This window comes from Paracoccus wurundjeri (assembly GCF_030678915.1).
GTDB lineage: Bacteria > Pseudomonadota > Alphaproteobacteria > Rhodobacterales > Rhodobacteraceae > Paracoccus > Paracoccus onubensis_A.
This window is the reverse complement of record NZ_JAUUTZ010000023.1, coordinates 69758-83922: the sequence shown is the minus strand read 5'-3', so window position 1 is coordinate 83922 and position 14165 is coordinate 69758. Positions and strand designations below refer to the sequence as shown.

Below are 14165 nucleotides of genomic sequence, written 5' to 3'. Positions count from 1 at the left end.
CCCCTCCCGCACCGGGCCCCCCCCACCCGGTCTGGCGGGTTTTTTGCGGCCCGCTTGGGCGGGGGGCGCCCCCCCCGCACCCCCGAGGTATTTACCGCAAAGAAGAAGGGAGGGGGAAAGGAAGCGAAGCCGGGCGGGCGCGGCATTCTTTAATCCTGAAGCGTACATCCCTGAATCTCGGTGGCGCCGTCTGGGGAGATTACCGTGATCAGAAGGTGCGAGGGATCAAGGTCGAATGGTTTTCCGGATGGCGGCACGAAATCGGCTGTCGCGCGGGTGCCCTCGGCCTCTGGTTCAAGCTGTGCTGACGATACCCAGACATCCGGCCGCCCCTGCAACTCCATGGCCGCGAGTTCGATCCGGGCAGTTGGCAGCAATACGCTAAGCTGGGTGCCATCATCGATATTCCGGGTTGTACAGACCGGCCTGACAGAAGACGGGCGCGGCATTTTCTCTAGCGCATGGGTGATTTCCGGCGTGGGCGTTTCGCCGGGGGCAGGGGCCTGCAGTTCAAGATAGGCAGGCACGCAGATTTTCTCGCACACACCGAATTCGACGGCGGCGGCCAGTTCGACCGGGCTGGCGGGATCCTTCGGCCGGGCGGTGAAAGGCAGCACCAGTAAATCGTGATAGCCAAGCGTCGTCTCATCGCCCGAGACTATGGCCTCGGGCGCGGGCCAATGCAGCGCGATTGCGGCCAGATTCGTGGATTCCTGCCAGTCGAATTCGGGCGGCAGCCCGCTATCCCCCGGCTTGCGCCAATAGGTTTTCCAGCCCGGTTCAAGTTGCAATTCAAATGCCGAGATGCGGTTGCCGTCATTATCCGTCCAGCCGGGCAAGAGCCGCGCGGAACGGATCCCGGGCGGAAATTCATCGGCAGAGGCGGTGATGCCGGTCAGAATCAGGCAAAGGGAAAGCAGGGAAAATCGGATCATGTGACTGAACTAGCGGCGATTGCGGCACAAATGAAGTCACAATAGCGCGGGGGCTTGCATCCATGACGCAGAGTGCTGATCTTAGAAGGGATAAGGAGGCAAAATGACGAATAGCCCCATACAGGAGCCGCAGGCAAACCTGACAGGCAAGGTTCTTATTGCCATGCCGGGCATGAGCGATGCGCGGTTTCACCGCTCGGTTGTGCTGATCTGCGCACATTCCGCCGAAGGAGCAATGGGACTGGTGCTCAACCGGCCCCTGCCCGAGATCGATTTTGACGACCTGATGCGGCAACTGGATATCGAGAGCGATGATGCCGGCCGCAGGATCGAGGTGCGCTTTGGTGGTCCGGTCGAACCGGGGCGGGGCTTTGTCCTGCACAAAGTACCCGAACATGGCGAGGATCCCGACGGTCGTATGCGGATTGCGGGGGGGCTGGCTATGACGACGACCCGCGATATTCTGGAAGAGCTTGCGCATGGCAAGGGTCCGGAACCGGCCGTGCTTGCCCTGGGCTATGCCGGTTGGGGGCCCGGGCAGCTTGAGGACGAGATGCTGCGCAATGGCTGGCTGCTGGGAGAGTCCGCCGATGATCTGATCTTCGGAGCGGATCACGATGACAAATGGCCGGCCGCTTTGCGGGTGCAGGGTATCGATCCGTCGCTTCTGTCAGCGTCGGCGGGGCGGGCCTGACGCGCCGCACTACCGTAAGTTGTACTGACGTCAGCCTGATATTATTGTGAATTAACCTTCGCCAACGGAGGGGGTGCGCATGAAAGTCAATGCGTAACATTACCTGCGATTCTGCGCTTGTCATCTGTTTGCCACGAGGTGTTAACTAAGTTCCGTGGCCCGTAACTGGCCATATTGTACTGCGTGAAGAGTGAGGTTTTCCTGAATCATGGCGTTTTACGAATTATTTTTTTCCAATAATCAGCTTGGCGATTTCAACACTGTCGACCCGTTGTCAGTCGTATTTAATCCCGAAGGTGAGCAGACGTTGCGAATCAACGACAACCATCCGGGCGACCGGCTGGTGGACGCTGGCGCGATCGGTAGTCTTGAGGAGATCACCGGCTGGAAGCTGACCGTTCAGGGCGACGAAGGCCATCTGAATCCTGACGATACCACTGGAAACGATGTGATCCCAAGCGCGCCGGTTATCGTCGAATATTCGACCGATGGCGGACAGACATGGAACAGCTATACCGATGGAATAGGGCATCCGGAACTCAGCTATTTCAACCGGCAGGACGAAGAGCACTGGATGGCGTTGACCGCGGCGACCGATAGCGAACGCGACGGGCAGTTTGGCTTCATCGTCGCCGATGGCGGGGTGACGCCGGGGCAGGAATTCACCACGGATGAGACCGTATATGAAGCCCAGACCGGGGAATATGCGCTGCCCTGTTTCACCGATGGAGTCATGATCTCGACCGCGACCGGCGCGGTTCGGGCCGGTGATATCGCCGTGGGCGACGAAGTTCTGACGCTTGATAACGGGCTGCAGCGGGTCCGCTGGAAATCATCCCGGAATCTGACGGCCCGGGAACAGGCGGTGAATCCCAAACTGCGCCCGATCCGCATCAAGGCGGGAAGCCTTGGAGATCAGACACCTGCTACGGATCTTCTGGTTTCTCCGCAGCACCGGATTTTGGTCCGTTCGCGGATTGCGATGCGCATGTTCGGGACGGATGAGGTTCTGGTCGCCGCCAAGCAACTGGTCGGTGTCGACGGGATCGAGATTGCTGAAGACCTGGAAAACGTCACCTATGTGCATTTTCTGTTCGATCAGCACCAGATTCTGTTTTCGGACGGGGCGTGGACTGAATCGCTTTACACCGGACCAGAGGCACTGAAATCCGTGGGAGCCGCGGCCCTGGAAGAGATTTATACGCTGTTCCCCGAACTGCACGAGGGTGAACCACTGCCCGCTGCCCGGCCGATACCGCAGGGGCGTCTTGTCCGGCAACTGGCCCACCGCCACGCCAAGAACAGCAAGCCGCTGGTCGTCTGAGCCCGAAACATACCGCGATGCTGCCGCGCCGGATCAGGCGCGGCGCATATTCTGAATTCCCATCACGCGCGCCCGTTTGCGCGGATCGCTGTCGAACAGCGCGGCAAGCTGTTCGGTGATTGCGCCCGCAAGCTGTTCGGCATCCGTGATCGTCACGGCGCGCGCGTAATAGCGGGTCACGTCATGGCCGATGCCGATTGCCAGCAATTCAACAAGTTTCTTGCGCTCGACCATGGCGATCACGTCGCGCAGATGCTTTTCCAGATAATTCGCCGGATTTACCGATAGCGTGGAATCGTCGACCGGCGCACCATCCGAGATCACCATCAGGATTTTTCGCGCCTCGGTGCGTTTGACCAGCCGTTTATGCGCCCATTCAAGTGCTTCGCCGTCGATATTTTCCTTCAGCAGCCCCTCTTTCATCATCAGCCCAAGATTGGGCCGCACCCGCCGCCATGGCGCATCGGCGGGCTTGTAGATGATGTGACGCAGGTCGTTCAGGCGCCCGGGATTGGCCGGACGGTTCGCTTGCAGCCACGCCTCGCGCGCTTGCCCGCCCTTCCATGCGCGGGTGGTGAAGCCAAGGATTTCGACCTTGACGCTGCACCGTTCCAGCGTTTGCGCCAGAACATCGGCACAGATCGCGGCGATCGAGATCGGGCGTCCGCGCATCGAGCCGGAATTGTCCAGAAGCAGCGTCACGACGGTATCGCGGAACTCCATGTCTTTCTCGACCTTGAAGCTTAAAGGCGTCGTCGGGTTCGCCACCACACGCGCAAGCCGCCCGGCATCCAGAACGCCCTCTTCCTTGTCGAATTCCCAGCTTCGGTTCTGCTGTGCCTGCAAGCGGCGCTGCAATTTATTCGCCAGACGGCTGACCGCGCCGCGCAGGGGTTCAAGCTGCTTGTCCAGATAGGCGCGCAACCGTTCCAGTTCGGCAGGTTCGGCCAGTTCCTCGGCGCGGATATCCTCGTCCCATTGCTGGGTGAAGACCTTGTAATCGGGGGACGCCTCGCTGACCGGAGGGGGCAGGTCGGGGGGCGTTTCCGCCTCGGGCATCTCGGCTTCGTCGGTCAGTTGCTCTTCGGACTGGTCGTCCATGCTGACCTGAGCCTGCCGTTCGTCCTGCTGTTGTTCCTGACTGCGTTCGGGCGAGCTTTCGGCATCCTCGCCATCGTCCTGATCGCGGGACTGATTGTCGCCGGATTCCTCGTCCTGCTCGGCGTTTTCGTCGGGATCGTCTTCTTCGGGCGCGTCCGGATCCTCACCCAGCTGATCGCCATAACCCAGATCGCTGATGACCCGGCGCGACAGCCGTGCAAAGGCTGCCTGATCGGCCAGAACCTCCTGCACATCGGCCAGCGTATCGCCCGCCTGCTGTTCCACGAATGGCCGCCACAGATCGGCGACATTTTGCGCGCCCCGGGGCAGGGCACGCCCCGTCGCCGCCTGCCGCAGGATATATCCCGCGGCCACTGACAGCGGCGCATCGGACGGGGCCTTGATATTCGCATAGCCCTTTTTCTCGGCATCGGCGCCGATCTTGTGATCGATATTGGACAATGCGCCGGGCATGTCGCGCGCGCCCAACGCCTCGCAACGGGCGGTTTCCAGCGCCTCGTAGAGTTCCTTGGCCATCGGTCCGGCAGGGGCGAATTTCGAATGGGTTGCGGTGTCGTGATGACGCATCCGCATGGCAAGTGCGTCCGCCGTACCCCGCGCCAGAAGGATCTCGTCGCGCCCCATCCGGCGGCTGATCTGGGGCAGCCGCATCGTATCGCCCGAAACCCCTGCGGGATCGGCACTGAAGGTCACGTTCAACTCATGCTCGTCCGCCAGGGCGCGGGTGGCCTCGGTCAGGGCCTTCTTGAACGGATCGGCGGGGTTGTCGGAGTTTTTCATCCGGTGTCCTAACGATATCTGGCCAGTTCCGGCAGTGTAGCGGGCAAGTGCCCGCCCGCACACCGCTTTATCAAAATCCTGCGCGTCACCCCGCCTGCGCCGCCGCGCTTTCCGGCAATTCCTCGTCGAACAGGCGCTGGTAGAATTCGGCAACGGTCTGACGTTCCAACTCGTCGCATTTATTCAGGAAGGTCAGGCGGAAGGCATAGCCGACATTGTCGAAGATCCGCGCGTTCTGCGCCCATGTGATCACCGTGCGGGGCGACATCACGGTGGACAGATCGCCCTGCATGAAGGCCGTGCGCGTCAGATCGGCCAAAGTCACCATCTGGCCGATCAGCTTGCGACCCTTTTCATTATTGTAATTCGGGTTCTTGGCCAGCACGATGGCGGCCTCGGCATCGTGGCTGAGATAGTTCAGCGTCGAGACCAGGGACCAGCGGTCCATCTGGCCCTGGTTGATCTGCTGCGTGCCGTGATACAGGCCGGTAGTGTCGCCCAGACCCACGGTGTTCGAGGTCGCGAACAGCCGGAAATAGGGGTTCGGCGTGATGACCTCATTCTGGTCCAGCAGGGTCAGCTTGCCGTCAGCCTCCAGCACGCGTTGGATCACGAACATCACATCGGCGCGTCCGGCGTCATATTCATCGAAAACGATCGCGGTCGGGTTGCGCAGGGCCCAGGGCAGGATGCCCTCATGGAATACCGTGACCTGCTTGCCGTCGACCAGTTTGATCGCGTCCTTGCCGATCAGGTCGATCCGGCTGACATGGCTGTCCAGATTTACCCGTACGCATGGCCAGTTCAGACGCGCGGCGATCTGTTCGATATGAGTCGATTTGCCGGTGCCGTGATAGCCCTGGACCATCACCCGGCGATTATAGGCAAATCCCGCCAGAATCGCGAGCGTGGTGTCGGGGTCGAATTTATAGGTGCTGTCGATATCGGGCACGCGCTCGCTGCGTTCCGCAAAACCCTTGACCTTCATGTCGCTGTCCAGACCGAACATTTCGCGCAGGTCGATTTCTTCGGTGGGTTTGGCATTCATATCCAGCATCGCATTGGCCCTTTTCCTCGCATCCGCGCCTTGATTGCGCATTCCCCCGGCTTGTGCAAGCCGGGGATCGCCGGTGAAGCGCTTTGATTTTCCCAATGTCGCGCCGGAAAACCGGGAAGGCAAGATGTGCGGGCCTTGCGTCCATCCGGTCCGGCGCGGGTTATCGGGCAAGCGATGGGCAGAGGATTGGGGTCAACAAAAAACCCGTCAGGCGCGATCATGCGCCTGACGGGCCGGGAAGCGTGGAAGATACAATGCGTCAGAGATATATTATGGAGTTATATATTCCCCGCGCAACTTGTTAAGTTTGTGTCAGAAATTGTGGGCCAGGCTATCCGGGGCATTCAGGATTTCCGCCTGCGCGGTCATACCAGACAGGAATGAAAGCCCCAGGCCCAACGCCGTCACGGCAGCGAACAGGCCGCCGCGCCAATAACCCGTGCCAAACAGCCGTGCGATGACATGCTGTTGTCCGGCGCATTCGGACGTTGCGCCGACGGGCCAGCCGATGACATGCCTGTCGCCAAGGTTGATTTCGACCCGGCCGTCAGCGTGACGGCGAACGAATGTACCCTGAGCGAGTGCATGGGTACCGGTCTTAACGGTGCGATACATCGGGACCTCCTCTTCTGACCCCAAGTGAGTTCATGTCGGAGGGGCGGGACGGACCAAACGGCAGGGTGTGAAGGAAGCCCCTGCCGCCAGCTCTCGTGTGACGCCTTCTGACACGAAAATTACAACAAAGTTTGTCGTGATTTACAAGAAAAAAATCACGTCTATTTTTATCGTGATTGTTTTATATATTTTTCATATAGTTAAACGGATTCGAGGAACTTTCCGAGCGGATTATTATAGTTTTCTGCTTTCGTCAACATAGGTGATTCGATCCGTTTCCCGTTCGGAATCGAAATCGCGAGGCATCGCATCGCGGCTGTCTTCGGCGAGGGCCTGTTACAAAAATGTCATAAAATCGTCGTGAAACGGTCATCGTCAGGGTCTAGGTCCGGGATCGCTAGAATTCACACCAATACAGGAAGCTGCCACATGAAACCCTTTGGTCTTACGGCAACGGCGCTGTCCGTAGTCGCATTGTCCGCAACCGCCGCCGCCGCCCGCGACCAGATCCAGATCGCGGGCTCCTCGACCGTGCTGCCCTATGCCACGATCGTCGCGGAAGCTTTCGGTGAGAATACCGATTTTCCGACCCCGGTCGTGGAATCCGGTGGCTCGTCCGCGGGTCTCAAGAAATTCTGCGAAGGCGTGGGCGAGAATACCGTCGATATCGCCAATTCCAGCCGCCCCATCAAGGAAAGCGAGATCGAAGCCTGCGCCGCCAATGGCGTGACTGACATCATGGAAGTCCGCATCGGCTATGACGGGATCGTCTTCGCGAACCAGTCCAGCGGTCCCGATTTCGTCTTTACGCCGGCAGATTGGTTCAATGCCCTTTCCGCCAAGGTCGTCAAGGATGGCGCCATCGTCGATAACACCGCGACCAACTGGAACGAAGTGAACCCGGAACTGCCCGAGCAGGCCATTCTTGCTTTCGTACCCGGTACCAAGCACGGCACCCGCGAAGTCTTCGAAGAGAAAGTCATCCTCGCCGGTTGTGAAGAATCGGGCGCCATGGAAGTTTTTGCCGCCGAAATGGGCGATGAGGACAAGGCCGAAGAAGCCTGCATGACGCTGCGCACCGATGGTAAGTCGGTCGATATCGACGGCGACTATACCGAGACTCTTGCCCGTATCGAAAGCGACCCGAACGGTATCGGCGTGTTCGGTCTGTCCTTCTACGAGAACAATACCGACAAGCTGAAAGTGGCGACGATATCGGGTGTTACCCCTTCCACCGAAACCATCGCTTCGGGCGAATATCCGGTTTCGCGCCCGCTGTATTTCTATGTCAAGAAAGCGCATATCGGCGAGATTCCCGGCCTGAAGGAATATGCGGAGTTCTTCGTCGCCGATGAGTTGGCCGGGCCGGAAGGTCCTCTGGCGCAATACGGTCTGGTCGCCGATCCCGAATTGGCATCGGTGCAGGAAGCCGTGGCGAACGAAACCACCCTGTCCGAGTAATGAGTATCGCGGCGGCGCGGAAGATTTCGCGCCGCCCGCTTTCTTTCTTACCCTAGACGCAAGGAAGATCAGATGCCGCTTTCATGGGCATTGCTTGTCAGTCTGGCTTTGGCCGTCGCCGGTTATATCATCGGGCGCAGCCGGGCATTTGCCTCTGCCGGCACGGATATCCGCAAGCTCCACAGCCGGCCCGGTTATCATGGCGCCAGCGTTGCACTGACCACGCTGACCCCGGCCATCGTCGTGTTGATGCTTGCATCGGTTCTGCGCATGGCGAAGGTATTTCCCCCGGAGGCGACCGGTTTCGCCGGGCTGCTTGCGCTGGCGGCTTCGGTTGCCGGGCTTGGCTGGGGCGTGACGCGCATCAATACCGATTTCCGCGCCCGCAATGTGGTCGAAAAGATCGTGCAGGGGTTTTTGATATTCTGCTCGTCCATCGCAATTCTGACCACCGCCGGGATCGTGCTGTCGCTGATCTTCGAGACCGGGCATTTCTTTCAGAAATACAGCTGGACCGAGTTTTTCTTTGGCCTCAACTGGACGCCGCGCTTCCAGGGCAATTCCAGTCTGGGCATCCTTCCGCTGTTATGGGGCACGCTGTATATCAGTTTCATCGCATTGCTGGTCGCTGTGCCGATCGGGATGTTCGCGGCCATCTACATGTCGGAATATGCCAGCAAACGCGTGCGGGGCATTGCGAAACCCGCCATCGAGATTCTCGCCGGGATCCCGACCATCGTTTACGGTCTTTTCGCATTGATCACGGTGGGGCCGATGCTGCGTGATTACTTCGCGCAACCATTGGGGCTGGGAAGTTCCGGCTCTTCCGTGCTGACTGCCGGGCTGGTCATGGGCATCATGCTGATCCCCTTTGTCAGTTCGCTGTCAGATGACATTATCAACGCCGTACCGCAATCCATGCGCGACGGGGCGCTTGGGCTTGGCTCGACCCCCTCCGAGACGATCAAGCAGGTGGTCCTGCCCGCAGCACTTCCCGGTGTCGTGGGCGCGGTCCTGCTGGCCGCCAGCCGCGCCATCGGGGAAACCATGATCGTGGTGCTGGGGGCCGGAGCGGCTGCGCGGCTGGGGCTTAACCCGTTCGAGGCGATGACGACGATCACCGTCAAGATCGTCAGCCAGTTGACCGGAGACAACGATTTCGCAGCGCCGGAGACCCTGGTTGCCTTCGCGCTGGGCCTGACGCTGTTCGTGATCACCCTGGGGCTGAACGTTGTCGCGCTTTACATCGTGCGCAAATACCGGGAGCAGTACGAATGACCGATATTCCCATGTCTTCCGAAGCTCAGCCACGTGGCAATTCGCTGTTGTCGCAGGATGCCCGCACCCGGAAACGCAATGCCACCGAAAAGCGCTTTCGCATGTATGGCGTGATTGCCATCGGGATCGCGATGGCCGCGCTTGTCATCTTGCTGACCTCCATCGTTTCGGACGGAGCAGGCGCCTTCCGGCAAAGTTACCTGTCGATCCCGGTCGCGCTTGATGCCGAAACGCTGGATCCGAACGGCAATCGCGATCCGGCTGAAATGTCCAAGGTTCTGACCCTGTCCTATGGCAAGGTTCTGGACAAGGCGGTTGAAACCGCGGTTGCTGATAGCGGCATCGCGATCGAGGGACTGACGAGCACGGATACCAGCAACCTGATCTCTAAAGAGGCCTCGGCGCAGCTTCGCAATCACGTGCTGGCGGATCCTGAACAGGTTGGTCAGACAGTGGATTTCAACGTTCTGGTGAATGGCCGGGTGGACGGCTATTTCAAGCGGCGGGTCTCGATGGAAAGCGCCGCGAGGGATGCCAACACCTCGCCCCAGCAGCTTCAGCTTGCAGATGCACTGAAAGAGCAGGGCAAGCTGGTGACCCGCTTTAACTGGAATTTCATCACCAATCCCGACGCCTCGGACCAACGACCGGAAGCCGCCGGCGTGGGGGTGGCGATTATCGGTTCGGCCTATATGATGCTGGTGGTGCTGTTCCTTGCCGTGCCGATCGGTGTCGCCGCCTCGATCTATCTTGAAGAGTTCGCGCCGCAAAACCGCTGGACCGACCTGATCGAGGTGAATATCTCGAATCTCGCCGCGGTGCCCTCTATCGTCTTCGGTATCCTTGGTCTTGCCGCCTTCATCAATTTCGTCGGGCTGCCGCAATCCGCGCCCATCGTGGGCGGGCTGGTTCTGACGCTGATGACGCTGCCGACGATCATCATCTCGACCCGTGCCGCACTCAAATCCGTGCCGCCCTCGATCCGGGATGCGGCGCTTGGTGTGGGCGCGTCCAAGATGCAGTCGATCTTCCATCATGTCCTGCCTCTGGCGATGCCGGGCATCCTGACCGGGACCATCATCGGGCTGGCGCAGGCTTTGGGTGAAACCGCGCCGCTCCTGTTGATCGGCATGGTCGCCTTCGTCCGGGAGTTTCCCGCAGCGCCCCCGGAAGGGTTGTGGGATCCGGCCTCGGCATTGCCGGTGCAGGTCTATAACTGGACGCAGCGCGCCGATCCGGCCTTTATCGAACGGGCCTCGGGCGCGATCATCGTGCTGCTGATCTTCCTTTTCTGCATGAACCTGCTTGCCATCTTCCTGCGCCGCCGGTTCGAGCGTCGTTGGTAATGCGGCGAAAGGAGCATAAATATGTATGACATCAACCGAGCGGAGAGCGCCGTGACGCAACAGGATATCAAAATCTCTGCCAGCAAGGTTCAGGTCTATTATGGCGACAAACACGCCATCAAGGATGTGGATGTCGAGATCCTCGATAAGACCGTCACTGCCTTTATCGGACCTTCCGGTTGCGGAAAATCGACGTTTCTTCGCTGTATCAACCGGATGAACGACACGATTCCGATTGCCCGGATCGAGGGTAAAATCCTGCTGGACGGCGAGGACGTTTACGATCGCCGCGTCGATCCCGTGCAGCTTCGCGCCAAGGTCGGCATGGTGTTCCAGAAGCCGAACCCGTTCCCAAAATCGATCTATGACAATGTGGCTTACGGCCCCCGGATTCACGGCTTGTCCCGCAACAAGGCCGAACTGGACGAGATTGTCGAGAAATCCCTGCGCGGCGCGGCATTGTGGAACGAGGTCAAGGACCGGCTGCATGAACCCGGCACCGGATTGTCGGGCGGTCAGCAGCAACGCCTGTGCATCGCCCGCGCCGTGGCGACCGCCCCCGAGGTGCTGCTGATGGATGAGCCATGCTCTGCTCTGGACCCGATCGCGACGAGCCAGGTCGAGGAGCTGATCGATCAGCTGCGCGAGAATTTCTCGGTGGTGATCGTGACCCACTCCATGCAGCAGGCCGCGCGTGTCAGCCAGAAAACCGCATTCTTCCATCTGGGGAATCTGGTGGAATATGGAAATACCGATGATATCTTTACAAATCCGCAGGATAGTCGGACCGAATCTTATATCTCGGGCCGGATAGGCTGACGCCCGGAGGAGGCAGGAATGATTAACCGCGACAAACATATATCCTCTGCATTCGACCGCGACCTGGAGACGATCCAGGCTCAGGTCGTCAGGATGGGAGGCATGGTCGAGGTCGCTATCGCGGATGCGGCGACGGCGCTTGAAACCCGGGACGAGGAACTGGCGGAAGAGGTGCGCCGTCGCGATGCGGCCATCGACACGCTTGAATTGCAGATCAACGAGGATGCCGCCCGGTTGATCGCCCTGCGGGCGCCGACTGCCACCGATCTGCGCATGGTGCTGGCAGTGATGAAAATCTCGGCCTCGCTGGAGCGGGTGGGCGATTATGCCAAGAACATGGCCAAGCGGACTGATGTCCTGACCCAGATGCCGGTAATCGATGGCTCGGGCATGGCGATCCGCCGCATGTCTCAGGCGGTCAGCAAGATGCTGCAGGACGCGCTTGACAGCTATATCCGCCGCGACGGCGATCTGGCCGAGGATGTGCGTCAGCGGGATCTGGAGGTGGACCAGATGTATAACGCGCTGTTCCGCGAATTCCTGACCCATATGATGGAAGATCCGCGCAACATCACCGCCTGCATGCATCTGCATTTCATCGCCAAGAATGTCGAGCGGATGGGCGATCATGCGACATCGATCGCCGAACAGGTGATTTATCTCGTCACCGGCGATCTGCCGGATGACAGCCGGCCCAAGGCAAGCAGCGTGCCTGCCGATGTCGGAACCGGGACAGGAGAGGGCTAATCCATGACTAGTCAGGCTCCCTGTGTCTTGGTCGTCGAGGACGAGGGCGCGCAGCGCGAGGTGCTGCAATACAATCTCGAGGCCGAAGGTTTCGAGGTCGTCGTTGCCGATAACGGCGAGGATGCCCTGCTTCTGGTGCTGGAAGAGCAGCCCGATCTGATGGTTCTGGATTGGATGCTGCCCAAGGTCTCGGGGATCGAGGTCTGTCGCCAGGTCAAGGCGGATCCGGCCACGCGGGGCATCCCGATCATCATGCTTTCCGCCCGCAGCGAGGAAACCGACCGGGTTCGCGGATTGGAAACCGGGGCGGATGACTACGTCGTCAAGCCTTACTCCGTGGTTGAACTGATGGCGCGGCTGCGCACGCAGCTTCGCCGCACCCGGCCCGCTACCATGGGCGAGCGGCTGAGTTTCGGCGATATCATCCTTGATGCGGCCGAGCATCGCGTCTTTCGCGGCGGTCTGCCACTGCATCTTGGCCCGACCGAATTCCGCCTGCTTTCGACTCTGATGGAGAAACCTGGAAGGGTCTGGACGCGCGAGCAGTTGCTGGACCGGGTCTGGGGGCGCGATATCTATGTCGATACCCGCACCATCGATGTGCATGTCGGCCGGTTGCGCAAGGCCCTGATGTCCAATGGTGGCGACAATCCGGTCCGCACGGTGCGCGGCACCGGTTATGCGCTTGGCTGAAAAGCCGCATTCGTCGTGACCGGGCGGGTATGAAAAGAGCCGGGCTGCTGCTGCGGCCTTGCCAATTTATGTTTGCGCCGGTTCCCCTGCGGATCGCCAGTTACTGTGCCGTATGACGGTCATGGTGGTTCGGTCAGATGGAAAGGGAAGCCATGCCGCATGGCGGTGAGAAATCCGGCTGCTGCGGTCCTGCCCGTCAGGATGGTCCGGCCGAAGGGCGTGACATGGCGTTTCTCGCCCGTGCCAATGCCGTCAGGCCGGCCCCGGCAGAGACCAGCGAAGAGCTTCGCGCGAAGCTGCGCCCTATCCGCGGCGGTTTCTTCGAGATGGGCGCGCGCCGCTCGATCTTTCCCGGCGATATGGACAGCCCGCGCTGCGAGGTGAAGCTGAGCCCTATCTCATCTCGCCCTTTGCGGTTAGCAATGCCGATTATGCGCGTTTCGCGGATGCGACGGGCTACCGGACGGTAGCCGAGGCGGAAGGCTGGAGCTATGTTTTCCATCTGCTGCTGAAGGATGCCCCCGCCGATCATCCGATCACGCCCGCCGGCCATCGCGGGATGCAAGTAACCGAAGTTTCCGATTCAACGCGGCACGCTCTGACGCTTCCACCATCATGCGGGTATGGTTCCGGCGATCCCGGTCAGGCGTTTTCGTTCTGGTGATCCGAAATGATCGCTCCTATCCGTTCGACCTGTATCCGGGCATGGCTGGCGATATCTGTTTCTGGCATGGTTTCGGATTGCGCCCAGCTGCGGATGGCATTGGCCAGTGCATGCGTGATCATATCGGCCAGAAGCTCGGCGTCATGATGGCCGATCGCGCGTTGTCGCTGCCCGATGAGTTCCGCCAACTGAGCAGTAAGCGTTTGCAGCGATGCGTAAAATTGCGGCACCAGTTCGGGGCTGCGTTCCAGCAATGTATCGATCATCCGGACCGTATCGCGATTCAGGTAGCTGTCGCGCAGATGCCGGTCCAGCGCCTCGAACAGGGCCTTTATCAGCGGGCCGGTGCCTTGCCGGAACGATTCTGTGATATCCGGGCCGATTTCGGGCGACTTGCCGACCAGCGCCGCTTCCTTGTTCGGATAATAGTTGAAGAAGGTCCGGGGGCTGATGCCTGCCTCGGTCGCGATCATCTCGGTCGTGACCGCCTCATAACCATCCCGCACCGCAAGCCGCAGCATGGCGGACTGGATCTCGCGCGCTGTTTGCTGGCGGCGGCGATCACGAAGCGTTGAGCGGGCGGGCATAAGCCGATTTCTCCGGTATTCAGGGAAAGCAAACATTGCACAC

General features: G+C 60.1%; 14 protein-coding genes. 9 read left to right on the top strand and 5 right to left on the bottom strand.

All coding sequences use genetic code 11. From position 1 onward, the window contains the following. Positions 1-149: 149 nt before the first annotated feature. Positions 150-935 carry a protein-disulfide reductase DsbD domain-containing protein gene (locus Q0601_RS19230; RefSeq protein ID WP_305291533.1) on the bottom strand — a complete coding sequence of 262 codons (786 nt, stop codon included), beginning with the start codon at positions 933-935 and terminating at the stop codon, positions 150-152. Positions 936-1038: 103 nt separating this feature from the next. Between Q0601_RS19230 and Q0601_RS19225 the strand changes: the two genes are divergently transcribed. Then, positions 1039-1629 (top strand): YqgE/AlgH family protein, encoded by a 591-nt coding sequence (locus tag Q0601_RS19225; protein WP_305291532.1) that lies wholly within the window; start codon positions 1039-1041, stop codon positions 1627-1629. Positions 1630-1837: 208 nt separating this feature from the next. After that, positions 1838-2953, top strand: a complete 1116-nt coding sequence (locus tag Q0601_RS19220; RefSeq protein ID WP_305291531.1) for a Hint domain-containing protein — start codon at positions 1838-1840, stop codon at positions 2951-2953. 33 nt (positions 2954-2986) lie between these two features. On the opposite strand, the gene cobT is transcribed toward Q0601_RS19220, so the two are convergent. The 3 genes from cobT to Q0601_RS19205 form a co-directional block, all read right to left on the bottom strand. Then, complete coding sequence (gene cobT, locus Q0601_RS19215) at positions 2987-4855, bottom strand: cobaltochelatase subunit CobT (RefSeq protein WP_305291530.1); 1869 nt, start codon at positions 4853-4855, stop codon at positions 2987-2989. An 85-nt stretch (positions 4856-4940) separates the two neighbouring features. Then, entirely contained in the window at positions 4941-5912 is a 972-nt protein-coding gene (gene cobS / locus Q0601_RS19210; protein WP_305291529.1) for a cobaltochelatase subunit CobS, read from the bottom strand. 312 nt (positions 5913-6224) lie between these two features. Continuing rightward, on the bottom strand, positions 6225-6527 hold the full coding sequence (locus Q0601_RS19205; protein WP_305291528.1) for a hypothetical protein: 303 nt from the start codon (positions 6525-6527) through the stop codon (positions 6225-6227). A 429-nt stretch (positions 6528-6956) separates the two neighbouring features. On the opposite strand from Q0601_RS19205, the gene Q0601_RS19200 reads away from it, so the two are divergent. From Q0601_RS19200 to Q0601_RS19170, 7 genes are all read left to right on the top strand, one after another. Beyond that, positions 6957-7988 carry a substrate-binding domain-containing protein gene (locus Q0601_RS19200; RefSeq protein ID WP_305291527.1) on the top strand — a complete coding sequence of 344 codons (1032 nt, stop codon included), beginning with the start codon at positions 6957-6959 and terminating at the stop codon, positions 7986-7988. Between the two features lie 72 nt (positions 7989-8060). Beyond that, a complete protein-coding gene (pstC, locus tag Q0601_RS19195) occupies positions 8061-9266 on the top strand; it encodes a phosphate ABC transporter permease subunit PstC (RefSeq protein WP_305291526.1) in 1206 nt (401 codons plus the stop codon). Further along, positions 9263-10612, top strand: a complete 1350-nt coding sequence (gene pstA / locus Q0601_RS19190) for a phosphate ABC transporter permease PstA (protein ID WP_305291525.1) — start codon at positions 9263-9265, stop codon at positions 10610-10612. The genes pstC and pstA overlap by 4 nt, the downstream gene beginning before the upstream one ends. 21 nt (positions 10613-10633) lie before the next feature. Next, the gene (gene pstB / locus Q0601_RS19185) at positions 10634-11431 is read left to right on the top strand and encodes a phosphate ABC transporter ATP-binding protein PstB (protein WP_305291524.1); all 798 of its coding nucleotides are present in this window, start codon (positions 10634-10636) and stop codon (positions 11429-11431) included. Between the two features lie 18 nt (positions 11432-11449). Further along, entirely contained in the window at positions 11450-12178 is a 729-nt protein-coding gene (gene phoU, locus Q0601_RS19180; RefSeq protein ID WP_370656152.1) for a phosphate signaling complex protein PhoU, read from the top strand. A 3-nt stretch (positions 12179-12181) separates the two neighbouring features. Continuing rightward, a complete protein-coding gene (phoB, locus tag Q0601_RS19175) occupies positions 12182-12871 on the top strand; it encodes a phosphate regulon transcriptional regulator PhoB (protein ID WP_305291523.1) in 690 nt (229 codons plus the stop codon). Positions 12872-13008: 137 nt separating this feature from the next. Then, the gene (locus Q0601_RS19170) at positions 13009-13341 is read left to right on the top strand and encodes a hypothetical protein (protein ID WP_305291522.1); all 333 of its coding nucleotides are present in this window, start codon (positions 13009-13011) and stop codon (positions 13339-13341) included. A gap of 172 nt (positions 13342-13513) precedes the next feature. Here the strand turns inward: Q0601_RS19170 and Q0601_RS19165 are convergent, their stop codons facing one another. Then, positions 13514-14122 carry a TetR/AcrR family transcriptional regulator gene (locus tag Q0601_RS19165; RefSeq protein ID WP_305291521.1) on the bottom strand — a complete coding sequence of 203 codons (609 nt, stop codon included), beginning with the start codon at positions 14120-14122 and terminating at the stop codon, positions 13514-13516. Positions 14123-14165: the final 43 nt, after the last annotated feature.